The sequence below is a fragment of the Streptomyces sp. NPDC033174 genome (genome assembly GCF_055577795.1).
Map to the genome: position 1 here is coordinate 905,935 of NZ_JBVIPQ010000001.1, position 17,166 is coordinate 923,100.

The window sequence follows — 17,166 nt, forward strand, 5'->3', positions numbered from 1 at the left end:
CACCCGTCCGGCCCCCGTGCAGGGGGACCCCGGTGACATTGTGTTCGAAATCGGTCGCCCCGGCCCTCGTACCCCTGGTAGTGATGGCATATGACGACAGAACTGCGGGTCCTGCGGCCTGCCGAGTGGGACCAGTGGTACGGGCAGCTGGAACTCGCGTTCGGTGGGGTCCCGGAGCATCCACAGGAGCGCGAGCTGTGGCAGTCGCTCACCGAGCACGAGCGCTCGATCGGCGTGTGGGACGGCGACGTGTGCGTCGGTACGGCCGGCGCGTTCTCGTTCGGTCTCTCGGTTCCGGGTGGCGCGGTGGTGCCGACGGCCGGGGTGACGATGGTGAGCGTGGCGGCCACCCACCGCAGACGCTCACTGCTCACCTCGATGATGCGGCGTCAGCTCGATGACGTACGCGCGGGGGGTGAGCCGCTCGCCGTGCTGACCGCGTCCGAGCCGGAGATCTACGGTCGGTACGGATACGGCATCGGCACCTGGCAGTTGCGCGCCGACATCGACACGGCCCGCGTGCGGCTCACGGTCCCCGAGGGCACGGACGCCGTCTCGCTGCGCCAGGTCGCGCCGGCCGAGGCGGGGCCCGCGTGCGAGGCGGTGTACGCGGCGCTGGTCCCCCGGCGTCCCGGGATGCTGGAACGCCGGCCGGGCTGGGAGCGGCTGCCGCTGCTGGACCCGCCGGAGGCGCGCGAGGGCGCGTCGCCGTTGCAGTGCGTCCTTGCCGAGCGGGACGGCGAGACCGTCGGGTTCGCGCTGTACGCCATCAAGCCGGAGTGGGACGCGGCCGGACCCAGGGGCACGGTGATCCTGCACGACATCGGCGCGCTGGACCCGGCGGCGGACGGGGCGCTGTGGCGGTTCCTGTTCGGGATCGATCTGACCTCGACGCTCCAGGTCACCGGCCGCCCGGTGGACGACGCGTGGCGGCACATGGTCTCCGACCTGCGGCGGTGCAGGCCCCGGCTGCGCGACAGCCTGCATGTGCGGCTGGTGGAGGTGGGGGCCGCGCTGGAGGCCCGTACCTATCAGACGCCGGTGGATGTGGTGCTGGAGGTCACGGACGGCTTCTGCCCGTGGAACGAGGGCCGTTGGCGGCTGACCGGAGACGCCAAGGGGGCGTCCTGCACGCGGACCGAGGAGGCGGCCGATCTGGCGCTGTCGGTAAGGGAGTTGGGCGCCGCGTATCTGGGCGGGGTCTCGCTGGTCTCGCTGGCGGCGGCCGGCCGGGTGCGGGAGCTTCGCGGGGGCGCGCTGACGGAGGCCTCGATCGCCTTCGGCTCTCCGGTGGCGCCGTGGCTGCCGCACGGCTTCTGAGCCCGCGCGGCCGTCCCGGGCGCCCCGCCCGGGGAAACGGCAGGCCCTAACGCTGCTGGCACCCCGGGCACCAGAAGAGATTGCGGGCGGCGAGACCGGCGGTGCGGATCTCGCCGCCACAGAGATGGCAGGGCATGGCAGCCCTGCGGTACACGTAGACCTCGCCGCCGTGGTCGTCGACCCGCGGCGGCCGGCCCATCGCCTCCGGGGTGTGCTCGGGGCGGACGGTGTCGATGCGGTTGTTCCGCACGCCTTCCCGCATCAGCGCGACCAGATCGGCCCAGAGGGCGGCCCATTCGCGCTCGGTGAGGTCCTTGCCCGGGCGGTACGGGTCGATGCCGTGCCGGAAGAGCACCTCGGCGCGGTACACATTGCCGACGCCGGCGATGACCTTCTGGTCCATGAGGAGCGCGGCGATCGTGGTGCGGCTCCGGGAGATCCGCTGCCAGGCCTTGCCCGGGTCGTCGCCCGCGCGGAGCGGGTCGGGCCCGAGCCGGTCGTGTATCGCGCGCTTCTCGGGCTCGGTGATCAGGGCGCAGGTGGTCGGCCCGCGCAGATCGGCGTAGTGGTCGCCGTTGACGAGGCGCAGCCGAACGGTGTCCGTGGGCGGCGGGGCCGGAGCGGTACCGAAGCCGAGCTTCCCGAAGAGCCCGAGATGGATGTGGACCCAGCCGGTGTCCTCGAAGCCGAGGAAGAGGTGCTTGCCGTGGGCGTCGACGCCGTCGAGGACACGGCCGTCGAGAAGGGCCGCGCTGTCGGAGAACTTGCCCTGCGGGCTGGTGACGCGCACCGGCCGCCCGGCGAAGCGGGCGAGATGGTCCTCGGCGAGGCGGTGGATCGTATGCCCCTCGGGCACGGCTGCTCTCCTGGACGACGGGACGGCACGGCCGTGCCGCCGGCGGAACCGGCGGCACGGGTGGGGCGGGTCAGCCCTGCTGCGGGTGGTGGGCCGGGATCGGGGGGAGCTCGCCGGTGGTCTCGTACGCCGAGAGCATCTCGATGCGCCGGGTGTGACGCTCCTCACCGGAGTACGGCGTGCTGAGGAAGATCTCCACGAACTTGGTGGACTCCTCCAGCGAGTGCATCCGGCCGCCGATCGCGACGACGTTGGCGTTGTTGTGCTCGCGGCCCAGCGCGGCGGTCTGCTCGCTCCAGGCCAGCGCCGCACGGACGCCCTTGACCTTGTTCGCGGCGATCTGCTCGCCGTTGCCGGAGCCGCCGATCACGATGCCCAGCGCGTCCGGGTCCGCGGCCGTCTTCTCGGCGGCACGCAGGCAGAACGGCGGGTAGTCGTCCTGGGCGTCGTAGATGTGGGGACCACAGTCGACGGGCTCGTGCCCGTGGGCCGTCAGCCACTCGACGAGGTGGTTCTTGAGTTCGTAGCCGGCATGGTCGGAGCCGAGGTACACGCGCATGGGTCCGAGTGTGGCATGGCGGGCGCCGGGTAGCGGTCAGCGGGGTCGGGACGTCCGCCCTCGTATCACGATCCGGATTCGGGTCTTCCGGCCTCTCCGGGTCTCGGGTTTCAATGCACAGGCTCGTAACCCGAGCGCCCTCCAGACGTAAGGATTCGTCCATGACCACGCAGCCGACCCTGCAGAAGGAAGGCGTAGGCACCGGTGAACCCGGTACTCCGCAGTCCTCCGACGGTCTCAAGGCCGGCCTGAAGAACCGCCATCTGTCCATGATCGCCATCGGTGGTGTGATCGGCGCGGGCCTCTTCGTGGGCTCCTCCGGCGGCATCGCCAAGGCCGGTCCGGCCATCCTCGTGTCGTACGCACTCGTCGGCGCGCTGGTCGTCTTCGTGATGCGGATGCTCGGCGAGATGGCGGCCGCGAGCCCGAACTCCGGTTCCTTCTCGGCGTACGCCGACCGCGCGCTCGGCCGCTGGGCGGGCTTCTCCATCGGCTGGCTGTACTGGTTCTTCTGGGTCGTCGTGCTGGCGGTCGAGGCGACCGCGGGCGCGGTGATCCTCGAGGGCTGGGTGCCGGCCGTGCCGCAGTGGGCCTGGGCGCTGATCGTGATGATCGTGCTGACGGCGACCAACCTCGCCTCGGTGTCGTCCTACGGCGAGTTCGAGTTCTGGTTCGCGGGCATCAAGGTCGTCGCCATCGGCGGCTTCGTGATCATCGGCCTGCTGGCCGTGTTCGGCATACTGCCCGGCTCCGACAACCCCGGCGCGGGCTTCGCGCACCTCACCGACGCCGGTGGATTCCTGCCCAATGGCGCGGGCGCCATCCTCACCGGTGTGCTGATGGTGGTCTTCTCCTTCATGGGCAGCGAGATCGTCACGCTCGCCGCCGGTGAGTCCGAGGACCCGCGGCGCGCGGTCACCAAGGCCACCAACAGCGTGATCTGGCGCATCGCGGTCTTCTACCTGGGCTCGATCCTCGTGGTCCTGACCCTGCTGCCGTGGAACGACAAGTCGATCGTCGAGAAGGGCTCGTACGTCGCGGCCCTGGACTCCATCGGCATCCCGCACGCCGGTCAGATCATGAACGTGATCGTGCTGACGGCCGTGCTCTCCTGCCTCAACTCCGGCCTCTACACGGCCTCCCGCATGGCGTTCTCGCTGGGCGAGCGCGGTGACGCGCCGAAGGCCTTCGCCAAGGTCAACGCCAAGGGCGTGCCCACGGCCGCCATCCTGGCCTCGGTCGTCTTCGGCTTCGCCGCCGTGTACTTCAACTACGCGTTCAAGGACACGGTCTTCGACTTCCTCCTGAACTCCTCGGGCGCCGTCGCGCTCTTCGTGTGGCTGGTGATCTGCTTCACCCAGCTGCGGATGCGCGGCATCCTGCTCCGCGAGGCGCCGGAGAAGCTGACCGTGAAGATGTGGCTCTTCCCGTATCTGACCTGGGCGACCGCCGCGATGATCACGTTCGTGCTGGGCTACATGCTCTACGACGACGAGAACCGCAAGGTCGTGCTGCTGTCGCTGCTGGTCGCGGCCGTCGTGCTGGTCATCGGCCTGGTGCTCGAGCGCACCCGCAAGGCGGACGTCGAGGCCTGATCACTCCGGCGTGATACCTGACGGCGGATGTCAGGTATCGGCGAGAGGCTCTCCGTACACACCGAGTGGACGGAGAGCCTTTTCCATGATCACTTATCGCCGTGGGGACGCCGGCTACGACGAGGAACTGGCCGGATTCCAGACCGGCTTCGCCCTGCGGCCCGACCTGGTGGTAGCGGCCGCCCGCGCCGAGGACGTCCGCGGGGCCGTGGCCCACGCCGCCGAGCACGGGCTGCCGGTCCGCGTCCAGGCGACCGGGCACGGCCTGCCCGGCGCGGTCGAGGGCGGGGTCCTGATCACCACGCGGCGGATGGACGGCGTACGGATCGACGCGGCACGGCGGACCGTACGGCTGGGGGCGGGCGTGCGCTGGGGGCAGGTCGTCGAGGCCGCCGCGGCGCACGGTCTCGCCCCGCTGGGCGGCTCGGCGCCCGGCGTCGGTGCGGTCTCGTCCACCCTGGGCGGCGGACTGGGACTTCTCGCCCGGCGGTTCGGCTACACCGCCGACCATGTGCGCGCGCTCGACGTGGTCACCGCCGATGCCGAACTGCGCCATGTCACCGCCGACAGCGAGCCGGAGCTCTTCTGGGCGCTCCCGGGCGGCGGACACGGGCTCGGAGTGGTGACCGCCCTGGAGGTCGGCCTGGTGGAGGTGGACCGGCTGTACGGCGGGGCGATCGCCTTCGACGGGGCGCGGGTGGACCCGGCCGCCGTCCTGCGGGCGTACCGCGCCTGGGTGGAGACGCTCCCCGACGCGCTGACGTCCTCGCTCGCGGCCCTGGTGTACCCCGACATCCCGGTGCTGCCGGAGCATCTGCGGGGCAGGTACGTGCTGTCGGTGCGGGTCGCGTACACCGGGGAGGCGGCCGAGGGCGAGCGGCTGGTGGCGCCGCTGCGGGCGATCGGGCCCGCGCTGTCGGACTCGCTGCGGGAGATGCCGTACACCGAGAGCCACACCATCCACAGCGATCCGGACTTCCCGCACGCCTACTGGGGCGACGGGATCGCCCTGCGCGACCTCGACGCCGACGCGGCCGCCGCGCTGCTGAAGCTGACCGGCCCGGAGGCGGGCCGGATGGCCGTCGTCCAGATCAACCACCTGGGCGGCGCCCTCGCCGAGGAGCGGCCGAACGCTGTGCCGCACCGTGACGCCGCGTTCCTGGTGCGGACGCTCTATCCGCTCGGCGAGGACGGTCTCGCCCCGGTCCGGGAGCTGCACGCCCGCGCGGCCGGGACGGTCGAGCGGTGGGCGACGGGCCGGTTCAGGAACTTCGCCTTCGCCGACGGGGGGCGTACGGAGGGGCTGTTCGACGCCCCGACGCGCGAGAGGCTCGCCCGGGTCAAGGAGCGGTACGACCCGGCGAGCCTCTTTGGCGGGAACTGAGGGATCAGCCGTTGCGGCCGAGCAGCTTCCAGGTGGTCGGCAGGACGCCCATGGCCAGCGCCGCCTTGAGGGCGTCGCCGATGAGGAACGGCGTCAGGCCGAGGGCGACCGCCTGAGACAGCGTCATCCCGGTGGCCAGCGCGAGGTACGGCACGCCGACGGCGTAGATGATCAGGGAGCCGAGCGTCATGGCGCCCGCCGTGCGGAGCACGGAGCGGTCGGCGCCGCGGCGGGCGAGGGCGCCCACGACGGTCGAGGCGAGGAGCATGCCGAGGAGGTAGCCGAAGGACGGCATGCCGAATCCCGAGGTGGCCTGGGCGAACCACGGCAGACCCGCCATGCCGGCGAGCACGTACACCGCGAGGGAGAGGAAACCGCGGCGGGCGCCGAGCGCGGTACCGACGAGCAGGGCCGCGAACGTCTGCCCGGTGACCGGGACCGGCGAGCCGGGGACGGTCACCGAGATCTGCGCGGCGACTCCGGTGAGCGCGGCGCCACCGAGGACCAGCGCGATGTCGCGGGTGCGGCTGGCGGGCAGCAGGTCGGCCAGGACCACGCCGGGACGGACGGGGGCGGCAGCAGTGCTCATCGGTGTACTCCGCGAGGGTGAGGGGCAGGACGGACGAGTTGACGGTAGCCCAGCGGTGAACGACCGATCACCATCAGTCGCGTACAAAGCGGGGGTTGGCCCCTTCATGGAGACCCAACAAAGGACCGCCGATCAGCACCGTTTCGCGTGATGCTCGTCACTGGGGACGACATGGCGCGTAGTCCCTTTTGCGCCAAGGGACGGTCAGCAGGGAGACTGTGGGGTCTCCATAAATCCCCCCGAGAGTACGAGTACATGCGCGACACCTCGTTGGCCCCTGAGCCGGAACCGCTCTCCCACGGCCTGAAGCAGCGTCACCTGACCATGCTGGGCCTCGGCGGGGTCATCGGCGCCGGCCTGTTCGTGGGCTCGGGCGCCGGGATCGCGGTCGCCGGACCCGGCATCGTCGTGTCGTATCTGATCGCGGGCGCCCTCGCGATGCTGATCATGCGGATGCTCGGCGAGATGTCGTCGGCCATGCCCGCGTCGGGCGCCTTCTCGGTGCACGCGGAACGGGCGCTGGGCCGCTGGGCGGGCTTCTCCGTCGGCTGGCTGTACTGGTTCCTGCTGGTGGTGGTCCTGGCGGTGGAGGCGACCGGCGCCGCGAAGATCGCGAACGGATGGGTGCCGGGTGTCCCGCAGTGGACCTGGGTGCTGGTCTTCATGGTGGTGTTCACGCTCACCAACCTGGCCGCGGTGAAGAACTTCGGCGAGTTCGAGTTCTGGTTCGCCGCGCTGAAGGTCGGCGCGATCGTCCTCTTCCTCGTCCTGGGCGTGCTGGCGATCCTCGGCGTGCTGCCGGACACCGAGCCGGTCGGGACGGCCAATCTGACCGGGCTGGGCGGCTTCCTGCCGAACGGCTGGGAGGGCGTCACCTCCGGGGTCCTCGTCGTCGTCTTCGCCTTCGGCGGCCTGGAGGTCGTGACCATCGCGGCCGCGGAGTCGAAGGACCCGGCCCGCAATGTGGCCCGCGCCGTGCGCAGCGCCGTCTGGCGCATCCTCTTCTTCTACGTCGGCTCGATGCTGGTCGTCGTGACCCTGCTGCCCTGGACGTCGATCACACCGGGGCAGAGCCCCTACGTGGCCGTCCTGGACAGCATCGGAGTCCCCGCGGCCGGGCAGATCATGAACGTCGTCATCTTCGTGGCACTGCTGTCCGCGCTGAACGCCAATCTCTACGGCTCCTCCCGGATGATCTTCTCGCTGGCCGAGCGGGGCGATGCGCCGAAGGGGCTGCTGAAGGTGTCGGGGGGCGGTGTGCCGCGCCGGGCGGTGCTCGCGTCGGTGGCCTTCGGGTTCGTCTCCGTCCTGCTCAATCTGAAGTGGCCGGATTCCGTCTTCCTCTACATGCTCAACGCGGTCGGCGCGGTACTGCTGTTCGTGTGGGGGCTCATCGCCCTCTCGCAGCTGAGGCTGCGCCGCCGGATCGAGCGGGAGGCACCCGAGACGCTCACCCTGAGGATGTGGGGCTTCCCCTGGCTGACCTGGACGGCGCTGGCGGCGATGGTGGCCGTACTGGTCCTGATGCTGACCGACGACGCCGCCCGGCCGCAGGTGTTGTGGTCGGGGGCGGCGACGGGCGCGGTGCTGCTGGTCGCCGCCGGACGCGAACTGCGCGCGAGGCGTGGGTGAGTCTTCACTTTGTGTGAAGATCGTGACCGTATAGCGGACATCTGTTCCCTGTGACCGGTGAACGCGCCCAGACTGTGGGCCGCTCCCCCCGTCTCAGCTACTGAACAGGGCACGCCCATGCCTCGGACCACCGCGCCCGTACAGGACGACCGGACGACTCCGGCCGATCCGCCGCTCTCGCACGGACTCAAGCAACGCCATCTGTCGATGATCGCCCTCGGTGGCGTCATCGGCGCCGGTCTCTTCGTGGGGTCCGGCACCGCGATCGCCGCCGCGGGCCCGTCGATCGTCCTCGCGTACGCGATCTCCGGTGCGCTCGTCATGCTGATCATGCGGATGCTGGGTGAGATGGCCGCCGCGAATCCGGCCTCCGGCTCCTTCTCCGTGCACGCCGAGCGGGCCATCGGGCCGTGGGCCGGCTTCACCGCGGGCTGGTCGTTCTGGTTCCTGCTGTGCGTGGCGGTTGGCCTGGAGGGCATCGGCGCCGCGAAGATCGTGCACGGCTGGGTGCCGGGCGTTCCCGAGTGGGCCTTCGTCGCCCTGTTCATGCTGGTCTTCTGCGCGACCAACCTCGCGGCCGTGAAGAACTTCGGAGAGTTCGAGTTCTGGTTCGCCGCCCTGAAGGTCGGCGCGATCGTCCTCTTCCTCGGCATCGGCGTGCTCGCCATCGCGGGTGTCCTGCCCGACACGGACGCCCCCGGCACCACCCACCTCACCGGCCACGGCGGCTTCATGCCCAACGGCTCCGAGGGACTGATCGTCGGCCTGCTCGCCTCCGTCTTCGCCTACGGCGGCCTGGAGACGGTCACCATCGCGGCGGCCGAGTCCGAGCACCCGGTCCAGGGCGTCGCCAAGGCGGTGCGCACGGCGATGTGGCGTATCGCGATCTTCTACGTCGGCTCGATGGCCGTCGTCGTGACGCTGATCCCGTGGAACGACGGGGCGCTGGTCGACCCGGACAAGGGCTCGTACGTGGCCACGCTGGAGTACCTCGGTCTGCCGGCCGCCGGCCAGATCATGAAGGTCGTCATCCTGATCGCGCTGCTTTCGGCCATGAACGCCAACATCTACGGCGCTTCGCGCATGGCCGGCTCCCTGGTGGCGCGCGGCCAGGGCCCGAAGGCGCTCGGCTCGATCTCCGGCGGCGTGCCGCGGGTGGCCGTGCTGACGTCGTCCGTCTTCGGCTTCGCCTGTGTGCTGCTCAGCTACTGGCGCCCCAACGACATCTTCATGTGGCTGCTCAACATGATCGGCGCGATCATCCTCGTCGTCTGGTTCTTCATCGCCGCCTCGCAGCTGCTGCTGCGGCGCAGGCTGGAGCGCGAGGCGCCCGAGAAGCTGGTCGTGAAGATGTGGGCCTACCCCTACCTGACGTGGGTGGCGCTCGTCGGCATCGCCGCGGTGTTCGTCCTGATGGCCCGTGAGGAGGGCACCCGGACGCAGCTCTACTACACGGGCGGCCTGACGCTGGCACTCGCCGTGGCCGGCTTCGTCCGCCAGAAGGTGGCCGCGGGCCGAAACGCCTGACCACGTCTCCGCGCGCGAAGAACCCCGGACCGCCTTCGGTCCGGGGTTCTTCGTGTGCGCGGCGCCGGTCCTAGGTCGAAGGGCTGATCAACTTCATGTGCACCTGCTGCTAGCCTGCATTTGCACATAGGTTGCAATAAGCAGTCGGAGGGCTCGGCACATGGCGATCTACACACTTCCTGAACTTCCGTACGACTACGCGGCACTCGAGCCGGTGATCAATCCCCAGATCATCGAGCTGCACCACGACAAGCACCACGCCGCCTACGTCAAGGGCGCCAACGACACCCTCGAACAGCTCGAGGAGGCGCGCGACAAGGAAGCCTGGGGATCGATCAACGGCCTGGAGAAGAACCTCGCGTTCCACCTCTCCGGCCACATCCTGCACAGCATCTACTGGCACAACATGAACAGCCCGAAGGACGGCGGTGGCGGCGAGCCGCTGGCGGCCGACGGCGTCGGTGAGCTGGCGGACGCGATCGCCGAGTCCTTCGGCTCCTTCGCCAAGTTCAAGACGCAGCTGACCAAGGCCGCCGCGACGACCCAGGGCTCCGGCTGGGGCGTCCTCGCGTACGAGCCGGTGAGCGGCCGGCTGATCGTCGAGCAGGTCTACGACCACCAGGGCAACGTCGGCCAGGGCTCAGTCCCGATCCTGGTCTTCGACGCCTGGGAGCACGCCTTCTACCTCCAGTACAAGAACCAGAAGGTGGACTTCATCGAGGCGATGTGGCAGGTCGTCAACTGGCAGGACGTGGCCAGGCGCTACACCGGGGCCAAGGGCCGCACCCCGCTCATCACGCCGTAAGGCGCACCGATCGTCCTGCTCGTGATCGTCTTCTCAACCTTCACCGGGCGGGCGGAATGACGGACGGCCCCCGCGATGACTCGCGGGGGCCGTCCGCGTACCAAGAGGACTCAGAGGTTGCTGAAGTCCGGGCCCTGCGTCCTGGTGCGCTTGATCTCGTAGAAGCCGGGAATCGATGCCACCAGCAGCGTGCCGTCCCACAGGCGGGCCGCCTCCTCGCCCTTGGGGGCCGGGGTGACGACCGGGCCGAAGAAGGCGATCTGCTCGCCGTCCGCGCCCGGGACCGCGATGACCGGGGTGCCGACCTCCTGGCCGACCTTGCTGATGCCCTCGTTGTGCGAGGCGCGCAGCTGGGCGTCGTAGGTGTCCTTGTCGGCGTAGGCGGCGAGCGAGACGGGCAGACCGACGTCCTCGAGAGCCTCCCGGATCGCCGTGGGAGTCGGGCCCTCGCCCTTGTTGTGGAAGCGGGTGCCGAGCGCGGTGTAGAGCTTGCCCACCACCTCGTCGCCGTGCAGCTGCTGCGCCGCGATCACCACGCGCACCGGGCCCCAGGCCTTCGTCTCCAGCATCTCTCGGTACTCCGCGGGCACCTGGTCCAGCTTGTCCTCGTTGAGGACCGCCAGGCTCATCACATGCCAGCGCACGTCCACCGGGCGGACCTTCTCCACCTCCAGCATCCAGCGGGAGGTCATCCAGGCCCACGGGCACAGCGGGTCGAACCAGAAGTCTGCGGTGGTCCTGCTCTCGGACATGTCTCTCCTCAAGGGATACGGACGAGTGTGCGCAACGGGCACAACGCCTTCGGCCGGCGAGGGCATTCCCGGGTGCCGGGCGTCAGAGGCACATGGGAGGATCGCTGCTGTCGAACGAGTCACGAAGGAGTGCCCGTGCCCGGTGAGAATCTGTCCCGCGACGAGGCCCGCGAGCGGGCCGAGCTGCTGTCCGTCGACGGGTACGAGGTCGCCCTCGATCTGCGGTCCGCGGTCGGGGCTGCTCCGGAGGGGCCCGGGCCCCGGACCTTCCGTTCGGTGACCACCGTGCGCTTCCGCCGGACCGCGCCCGGGGACACGACGTTCGTCGACCTGATCGCCCCGTCGGTGACCTCGGTCACGCTCAACGGCCGCGCCCTGGACCCGGCCGTCGTCTTCGACGGCTCCCGCATCACGCTCGACGGTCTCGCCGACGAGAACGTGCTGGTGGTGGACGCGCAGTGCGCGTACAGCCGCACCGGCGAGGGCATGCACCGCTTCGTCGACCCGGAGGACGGCGAGGTCTATCTGTACACGCAGTACGAACCGGCCGACGCGCGCCGGGTCTTCGCGAACTTCGAGCAGCCGGACCTGAAGGCGCCCTACCGCTTCGAGGTGACCGCGCCGGAGGGCTGGACGGTCTGGTCGAACGGTGTGGGCGAGCAGGTACAAGAAGGGCGCGAAGCGCATCCGAATAAGGGTGGTGGCGGGCGACGGGAGGGCGGGGTCTGGCGGTTCGCCGAGACGGCGCCGATCTCGACGTACATCACCTGTGTCGTGGCGGGGCCGTACCACTACGTCACGGACACCTACAAGCGCGGCGATCTGGAGATCCCGCTCGGCGCGATGTGCCGCAAGGGGCTCGCCAAGCACTTCGACGCGGACGACGTCTTCCTGATCACCAAGCAGGGGTTCGACTTCTTCCACGACAACTTCGACTTCCCGTACCCCTTCGGGAAGTACGACCAGGCCTTCGTCCCCGAGTACAACCTCGGCGCGATGGAGAACCCGGGCATGGTCACCTTCCGCGAGGAGTACATCTACCGCGGCAAGGTCACACAGGCGGCGTACGAGCGCCGGGCCAACGTCATCCTGCACGAGATGGCGCACATGTGGTTCGGCGACCTGGTCACCATGGTGTGGTGGGACGACCTGTGGCTGAAGGAGTCCTTCGCGGACTTCATGGGCTCGTTCTCGCTGGCGGAGGCGACCCGCTTCACCAACAGCTGGGTGACCTTCGCCAACAACCGCAAGGCATGGGCCTACCGCGCCGACCAGCTGCCGTCCACCCACCCGATCACGGCCGACATCCGTGACCTGGAGGACGCCAAGCTCAACTTCGACGGCATCACGTACGCCAAGGGCGCGTCGGTGCTGAAGCAACTGGTGGCGTACGCGGGACGGGACGCGTTCCTGGAGGGCGCGCGGCGTTACTTCAAGCGCCACGCGTACGGCAACACGCGCCTGGCCGACCTGCTCTCCGTCCTGGAGGAGACCTCCGGGCGCGACATGAGGAGCTGGTCGCGGTCCTGGCTGGAGACGTCCGGGGTGAACACGCTGGCTCCCGCGGTGACCTACGACGCGGGTGGCCGGATCACCGAGCTGGCCGTGGTCCAGGACGGCGACGCCGCACTGGACCGGCCGACTCCGTCGGCGGGTCGTCCGCACCGCGCGGCGGTGGGCCTGTACCGCCTCTCCACCGACGGCGAACTCGTGCGGTACGCCCGCGCCGAGGTCGACGTGGTCGGGGCGCGGACGGTCGTGGACGCGCTCGCGGGCGAGACGCGCCCGGACCTCGTCCTCGTCAACGACGACGACCTGACCTACTGCAAGATCCGCTTCGACGAGGGGTCGCTGGCGACGCTCCGCGCCCATCTGGGAGACATCACCGATCCGCTGGCGCGGGCGCTGTGCTGGTCGGCGCTGTGGAACCTGACGCGCGACGCCCTGATGCCTGCCCGGGACTTCATCTCGATCGTGCTCGACTTCGCCGGCCGGGAGACCGACATCGGCGTGCTGCAGATGCTCCATGCCTGGGCCCAGTCGGCGCTCGTGAACTACGCGGCGCCCCAGTGGCGCGCGGAGGGTGCGCGACTTCTCGCGGAGGGCGCCCTGAAGGAGCTGCGGCTCGCCGAGCCGGCGAGCGAACACCAGCTGACCTGGGCGCGCTTCTTCGCGTCGGCGGCCACCTCGGACGCGGACTTCCAGCTCCTCGAGGGGCTGCTCGACGGCACGGCGAAGATCGACGGCCTCGACGTCGACCAGGAGCTGCGCTGGAGCTTCCTGCTGCCGCTGGCCGCGCACGGCCGGGCGGACGAGACCGTCATCGCCGCGGAACTGGCCCGGGACGACACGGCGACCGGCAAGCGCCACCAGGTGCGATGCCTGGCCGCACGGCCCTCCGAGGCGGTCAAGGCGCAGGCGTGGGCGGCGGTCGTGGAGTCGGACGCGCTGTCCAACGCGCTGGTCGAGGCGACGATCGCGGGCTTCGCGCAGCCGTCGCAGCGGGCGCTGATCGCGCCGTACGCACCCAGGTACTTCGAGGCGATCGAACGGGTGTGGGCGGACCGGTCGATCCAGATCGCGATGGACGTGGTGCGGGGGCTGTTCCCCGCGCTGCAGGGCGACGCGAGGACCCTGGCGGCGGCGGACGCGTGGCTGGCGGAGCACGAGTCGGCGGCGCCGGCGCTGCGGAGGCTGGTCCTCGAGGCCCGTGACGACCTGGCACGGGCGCTGCGGGGTCAGGCCTGCGACGAGGCTGCCGCCCAGTAGCGCTTGGTTTGGCGCGCCGGGTGGGCGTCCCTCAGGGACGGCCACCCGGCGGCCCCCTCATCGGCAGTCGAACGTCCGTACTTTAGGGCGGCGTTGTCCCTAAATGTCGACGAGACTGTAACAGCGGTTAGTGAGGGCTCGGGCGGCGGAAGACCCCCGGCATGAACCACAACACCCCGCTCTCCCCGCTCCCCTTCCCCGACCTCGCCGACTCCCGGCAGCGCGTGATGTCCACCGCGCAGCTCCGCGCCCACGGCGTCTCGGCCGCCGAGTTGGGCGCACAGTGCCGGGCCGGCGGGCCCTGGCAGCAGCTGCTGCCCGGTGTGTATCTGCTCCACCCGGGGCCGCCCACCAGCGAGGAGCGGCTGCACGCGGCCCTCCTGTACGGCGGCTCCGCCGCCGTGATCACCGGTCTCGCGGCCCTCGCGCTGCACCAATTCTCCGCCGCTCCCCCGCTGTTGTCCCTCGACCGGATCGACGTTCTCGTCACCCGTACCCGTCGGCTGCGGTCCCTCGGCGGAGTGCGGATCGTCCGGGCACAGGACCTGCCCGTCCCGGAGCAGATCACCGGCGTGCCCGTCGCCCCGGTGGCCCGGGCGCTCGCCGACGCGGTGGCGGAGCTGACCGACCCGGCCGTCGTCCGCCGGCTGCTCACCGAGGCGGTGCGCGACGGACACTGCGAACCGGGGGCGATCGTGCGGGAGTTGAACCGCTCCCGGCTGCTGTCACGGCCGCATGTGGTGGACGCCGTGGACTCGCTGCTCGCCGAGGGCCGGACCATCGCCGAGGACCGGCTGTACGAGATGGTGCGGGCCTACGGGCTGCCCGACCCCCTGTGGAACGTCGATCTCAGGTTGCCGGGCGGCCCACACCTCGGCGGCCTCGACGCCTACTGGCCCGACCAGGCCGTCGCCGTGGAGCTGGACACGCGTGCGCCGCGCCACGACGACGACGCCCTGTGGTCGGAGTACACCCGCAAGCGGGAGCATCTGGAGCGGCTGGGCATCACCGTCGTCCACATCACCCCCCGAAAGCTGCGGGATTCACTGGAACAGCAGGCGACCGTGGTCCGTACGGCGCTCATGGCCGCGACGGACCGGTCCCCGTCCGCGTACGTGGTCGTCCTGCCCCGCTAGCCGCCCGGGCTCAACCGCAGAACTCCGCCTCGATGACCTTCTGGCTGTCGCCCGCCCAGTCGGCGTTGAAGTTCATCGCGAGCGAGTGGCGGGCGTCGCGCGTGACAACGGCCTGCGACGACGAGCCGTGGATGCCACCACCGTGGCCCCACACCTCCTTGCCACAGCTCAGCTTGAGCCGCATCAGCCCCAGTCCGTAGCGCATCGAGGAATCGTCCGGGCTGGTCGCGACCGTGTCGGTCATCTCGTTCAGCTGTGCCTGCGGCAGGAGCCGACCGCCCAGCAGCGCGCGGTAGAAGCGCTGCAGATCACCGGAGTTGGAGACCATCTCCCCCGCCGCGTAGGCGATGCTCGGGTTCAGCTCGGTCACGTCGTACGTCTTCTTCGCCGCCGGGTCCCGGGAGAGCTTCGAGTACGCCCGTCCGCTCGGCTTCGGCATCGCCGTGTCCGTGCCGGGGACCGTGGTGGAGCGCAGCTTCAGCGGCTTCAGGATGCGACGCTCGACCTCCTTCCCGTACGGCCGGCCCGTCGCCTCCTCGATCACCATGCCGGCCAGGACGAAGTTGGTGTTGGAGTAGTTCCAGTCCGTACCCGGCTTGAAGTCCGGCTGGTGCCGCATCGCGATCGCCACGAGCTGCCGCGGTGTCCAGGTGTCGTACCGGTGCTCCAGGAAGCCGGGGCCGAAGATCTTGTCCACGAACTCGGGGTCGCTGGTGACGTTGTAGATGCCGCTGGTGTGGTTGAGGAGTTGGCGCAGAGTGATCTGCCGGCCGTCGTGTCCGTTGCCCCGGACCACGCCCGGAAGCCAGCGCTCCACGCTGTCGTCCAGGTCGAGCCGACCCTCGGCCTCCAGCTGGAGCAGCACGGTGGCGACGAAGGTCTTGGTGATGGAGCCGACCCGGTAGCGGTCCTGGGCCTGGCGTTCCCGGCCGGTCTTCAGGTTCGCGACGCCGGCGCTGCCGGTCCAGGTGGTGCGGCCGTCGCGGGCCTGGGCGAGGGCGCCGGGCACGCCCTCCTTCACGGCGTCCCGAAGGGCCTGCTGGGTGGCCCGGTGGTCGGTGCCTCTCGCGGCGCCCGTGTCCGCGGCGGTCGCCGCCGAGGGTGCGGTGAGGGCGAGGGCGGCGGCCGTGGCCACCACCGCCAGCACCGTGCGGGCCGGCCGAACCGTGCGTACTGACATGCGAGCTCCCCTGCTCGTCGACTGTGGTCGTGGGGCAGGACTCCGCCGGGGCGTGGGGCGTTGAGCGGGCCTGGTGGGTTGAGCGGTTTTCAGCCGTTCCGCACGACCCTGCCGAGCGCGGGGCGCTCCCTCCACAGGGCGAGGCCGGTGTCGACGAGTTCCACCCGTTCCAGTGCCGGAACCGCGTCGAGCGGGTACCAGGCGGCCAGGTCGGTGGAGCCGTCGATCTCGTTGCGCAGTTCGCCGCCGGTGACCCGGCACTCGTAGACGATGCGCAGGCCCTGGAAGTCGGCGGCGCCGAAGCGGCGCGAGTGGGTGCGGCGGATCGAGTCGACGCCGAGGAGCGCTGTCACCTCGGTGGTGTGGCCCGTCTCCTCCTCGACCTCGCGGACGACGGTGTCGAGGGGGTCCTCGCCGTGGTCCATGCCGCCGCCGGGCAGCGTCCACCGCTTCGCGCCGTCCCCGGTCACCCAGCGGGCGAGCAGGATCTCGTCGTCCCGTACGCACACGGCGTAGGCCGCCACCCTCAACTCCTTGTTCATGAGGGGAGGTTAAGGCGCGCCTCGGACATCGGGGCCACCCCGGTCACCAGTACGCGGGGTAGGGGCGGCCCGTCGCCCGCGCACCGGCGACGCCCGCGGCCACCAGCAGGGCGCAGGCCACCGCGAGCAGGCCGAGGAAGGAACAAAACGGCGGGTTCTGGAGGGCCACGATCACGGCCGTGGCGGCAGCCGGCGAGTGGGGCGTGCGCGCGAGCGACATGACGCCGAGCGCGAGCCCCCCGGCGACCGCCGCGCCCCAGAGGCCGGGTCCGGCGACGGTGAGGACCGCGAAGCCGGTGAGGGCGGAGAGCAGTTGTCCTCCGACGACGGAACGGGGCTGGGCGAGCGGCAGGTCGGGGGCGCCGGCGACCAGCGCCATGCTGGCAGCGAGGGGCGGAATGAGCAGCGGCTGGTGGATCAGGGTGCCCACGGCGACGACGGCGAGGAGCGCCAGGACGCTGAGCGAGGTGGCGGTGAGCAGGACGCGCGGGCGGGGCGGCGCCGGGGCCGACGCGGTCAC

At 70.7% G+C, this 17,166-nt stretch carries 15 protein-coding genes; 8 read left to right on the forward strand and 7 right to left on the reverse strand.

Annotation, left to right across the window (positions count from 1 at the left end; genetic code table 11):
* Positions 1–90: 90 nt before the first annotated feature.
* On the forward strand, positions 91–1,320 hold the full coding sequence (locus tag ACZ5VC_RS04190; RefSeq protein ID WP_469118540.1) for a GNAT family N-acetyltransferase: 1,230 nt from the start codon (positions 91–93) through the stop codon (positions 1,318–1,320).
* Between the two features lie 46 nt (positions 1,321–1,366).
* On the opposite strand, the gene ACZ5VC_RS04195 is transcribed toward ACZ5VC_RS04190, so the two are convergent.
* Both ACZ5VC_RS04195 and ACZ5VC_RS04200 read right to left on the reverse strand, forming a co-directional pair.
* The gene (locus tag ACZ5VC_RS04195) at positions 1,367–2,176 is read right to left on the reverse strand and encodes an Fpg/Nei family DNA glycosylase (protein WP_469118541.1); all 810 of its coding nucleotides are present in this window, start codon (positions 2,174–2,176) and stop codon (positions 1,367–1,369) included.
* A gap of 70 nt (positions 2,177–2,246) precedes the next feature.
* The gene (locus tag ACZ5VC_RS04200) at positions 2,247–2,735 is read right to left on the reverse strand and encodes a ribose-5-phosphate isomerase (RefSeq protein WP_468705959.1); all 489 of its coding nucleotides are present in this window, start codon (positions 2,733–2,735) and stop codon (positions 2,247–2,249) included.
* Positions 2,736–2,896: 161 nt separating this feature from the next.
* Here ACZ5VC_RS04200 and ACZ5VC_RS04205 point away from each other — a divergent pair, with 161 nt between their 5' ends.
* Together ACZ5VC_RS04205 and ACZ5VC_RS04210 are read left to right on the forward strand one after the other, a co-directional pair.
* A complete protein-coding gene (locus ACZ5VC_RS04205) occupies positions 2,897–4,330 on the forward strand; it encodes an amino acid permease (protein WP_469118542.1) in 1,434 nt (477 codons plus the stop codon).
* Between the two features lie 85 nt (positions 4,331–4,415).
* On the forward strand, positions 4,416–5,714 hold the full coding sequence (locus ACZ5VC_RS04210) for an FAD-binding oxidoreductase (protein ID WP_469118543.1): 1,299 nt from the start codon (positions 4,416–4,418) through the stop codon (positions 5,712–5,714).
* A 4-nt stretch (positions 5,715–5,718) separates the two neighbouring features.
* Here ACZ5VC_RS04210 and ACZ5VC_RS04215 read toward each other — a convergent pair whose 3' ends face one another.
* A complete protein-coding gene (locus ACZ5VC_RS04215; RefSeq protein ID WP_469118544.1) occupies positions 5,719–6,303 on the reverse strand; it encodes a biotin transporter BioY in 585 nt (194 codons plus the stop codon).
* Between the two features lie 255 nt (positions 6,304–6,558).
* Between ACZ5VC_RS04215 and ACZ5VC_RS04220 the strand changes: the two genes are divergently transcribed.
* The 3 genes from ACZ5VC_RS04220 (at position 6,559) to ACZ5VC_RS04230 (ending at position 10,267) form a co-directional block, all read left to right on the forward strand.
* Positions 6,559–7,935, forward strand: a complete 1,377-nt coding sequence (locus tag ACZ5VC_RS04220) for an amino acid permease (RefSeq protein ID WP_469118545.1) — start codon at positions 6,559–6,561, stop codon at positions 7,933–7,935.
* A 117-nt stretch (positions 7,936–8,052) separates the two neighbouring features.
* The gene (locus tag ACZ5VC_RS04225; protein ID WP_468705969.1) at positions 8,053–9,462 is read left to right on the forward strand and encodes an amino acid permease; all 1,410 of its coding nucleotides are present in this window, start codon (positions 8,053–8,055) and stop codon (positions 9,460–9,462) included.
* Between the two features lie 160 nt (positions 9,463–9,622).
* Positions 9,623–10,267 (forward strand): superoxide dismutase, encoded by a 645-nt coding sequence (locus ACZ5VC_RS04230; RefSeq protein ID WP_469118546.1) that lies wholly within the window; start codon positions 9,623–9,625, stop codon positions 10,265–10,267.
* A gap of 110 nt (positions 10,268–10,377) precedes the next feature.
* On the opposite strand, the gene ACZ5VC_RS04235 is transcribed toward ACZ5VC_RS04230, so the two are convergent.
* Entirely contained in the window at positions 10,378–11,019 is a 642-nt protein-coding gene (locus tag ACZ5VC_RS04235; protein ID WP_469118547.1) for a mycothiol-dependent nitroreductase Rv2466c family protein, read from the reverse strand.
* 135 nt (positions 11,020–11,154) lie between these two features.
* On the opposite strand from ACZ5VC_RS04235, the gene pepN reads away from it, so the two are divergent.
* Both pepN and ACZ5VC_RS04245 read left to right on the forward strand, forming a co-directional pair.
* Positions 11,155–13,788: an aminopeptidase N gene (gene pepN / locus ACZ5VC_RS04240; protein ID WP_469118548.1), complete on the forward strand. Its 2,634-nt coding sequence runs from the start codon at positions 11,155–11,157 to the stop codon at positions 13,786–13,788.
* A gap of 161 nt (positions 13,789–13,949) precedes the next feature.
* Positions 13,950–14,924 carry a hypothetical protein gene (locus ACZ5VC_RS04245; RefSeq protein WP_469118549.1) on the forward strand — a complete coding sequence of 325 codons (975 nt, stop codon included), beginning with the start codon at positions 13,950–13,952 and terminating at the stop codon, positions 14,922–14,924.
* A gap of 10 nt (positions 14,925–14,934) precedes the next feature.
* On the opposite strand, the gene ACZ5VC_RS04250 is transcribed toward ACZ5VC_RS04245, so the two are convergent.
* The 3 genes from ACZ5VC_RS04250 to ACZ5VC_RS04260 form a co-directional block, all read right to left on the reverse strand.
* A complete protein-coding gene (locus ACZ5VC_RS04250; RefSeq protein WP_469118550.1) occupies positions 14,935–16,104 on the reverse strand; it encodes a serine hydrolase domain-containing protein in 1,170 nt (389 codons plus the stop codon).
* Positions 16,105–16,193: 89 nt separating this feature from the next.
* Positions 16,194–16,646, reverse strand: a complete 453-nt coding sequence (locus tag ACZ5VC_RS04255) for an NUDIX hydrolase (protein WP_469118551.1) — start codon at positions 16,644–16,646, stop codon at positions 16,194–16,196.
* A gap of 43 nt (positions 16,647–16,689) precedes the next feature.
* Positions 16,690–17,166: an HPP family protein gene (locus tag ACZ5VC_RS04260; protein WP_469118552.1), complete on the reverse strand. Its 477-nt coding sequence runs from the start codon at positions 17,164–17,166 to the stop codon at positions 16,690–16,692.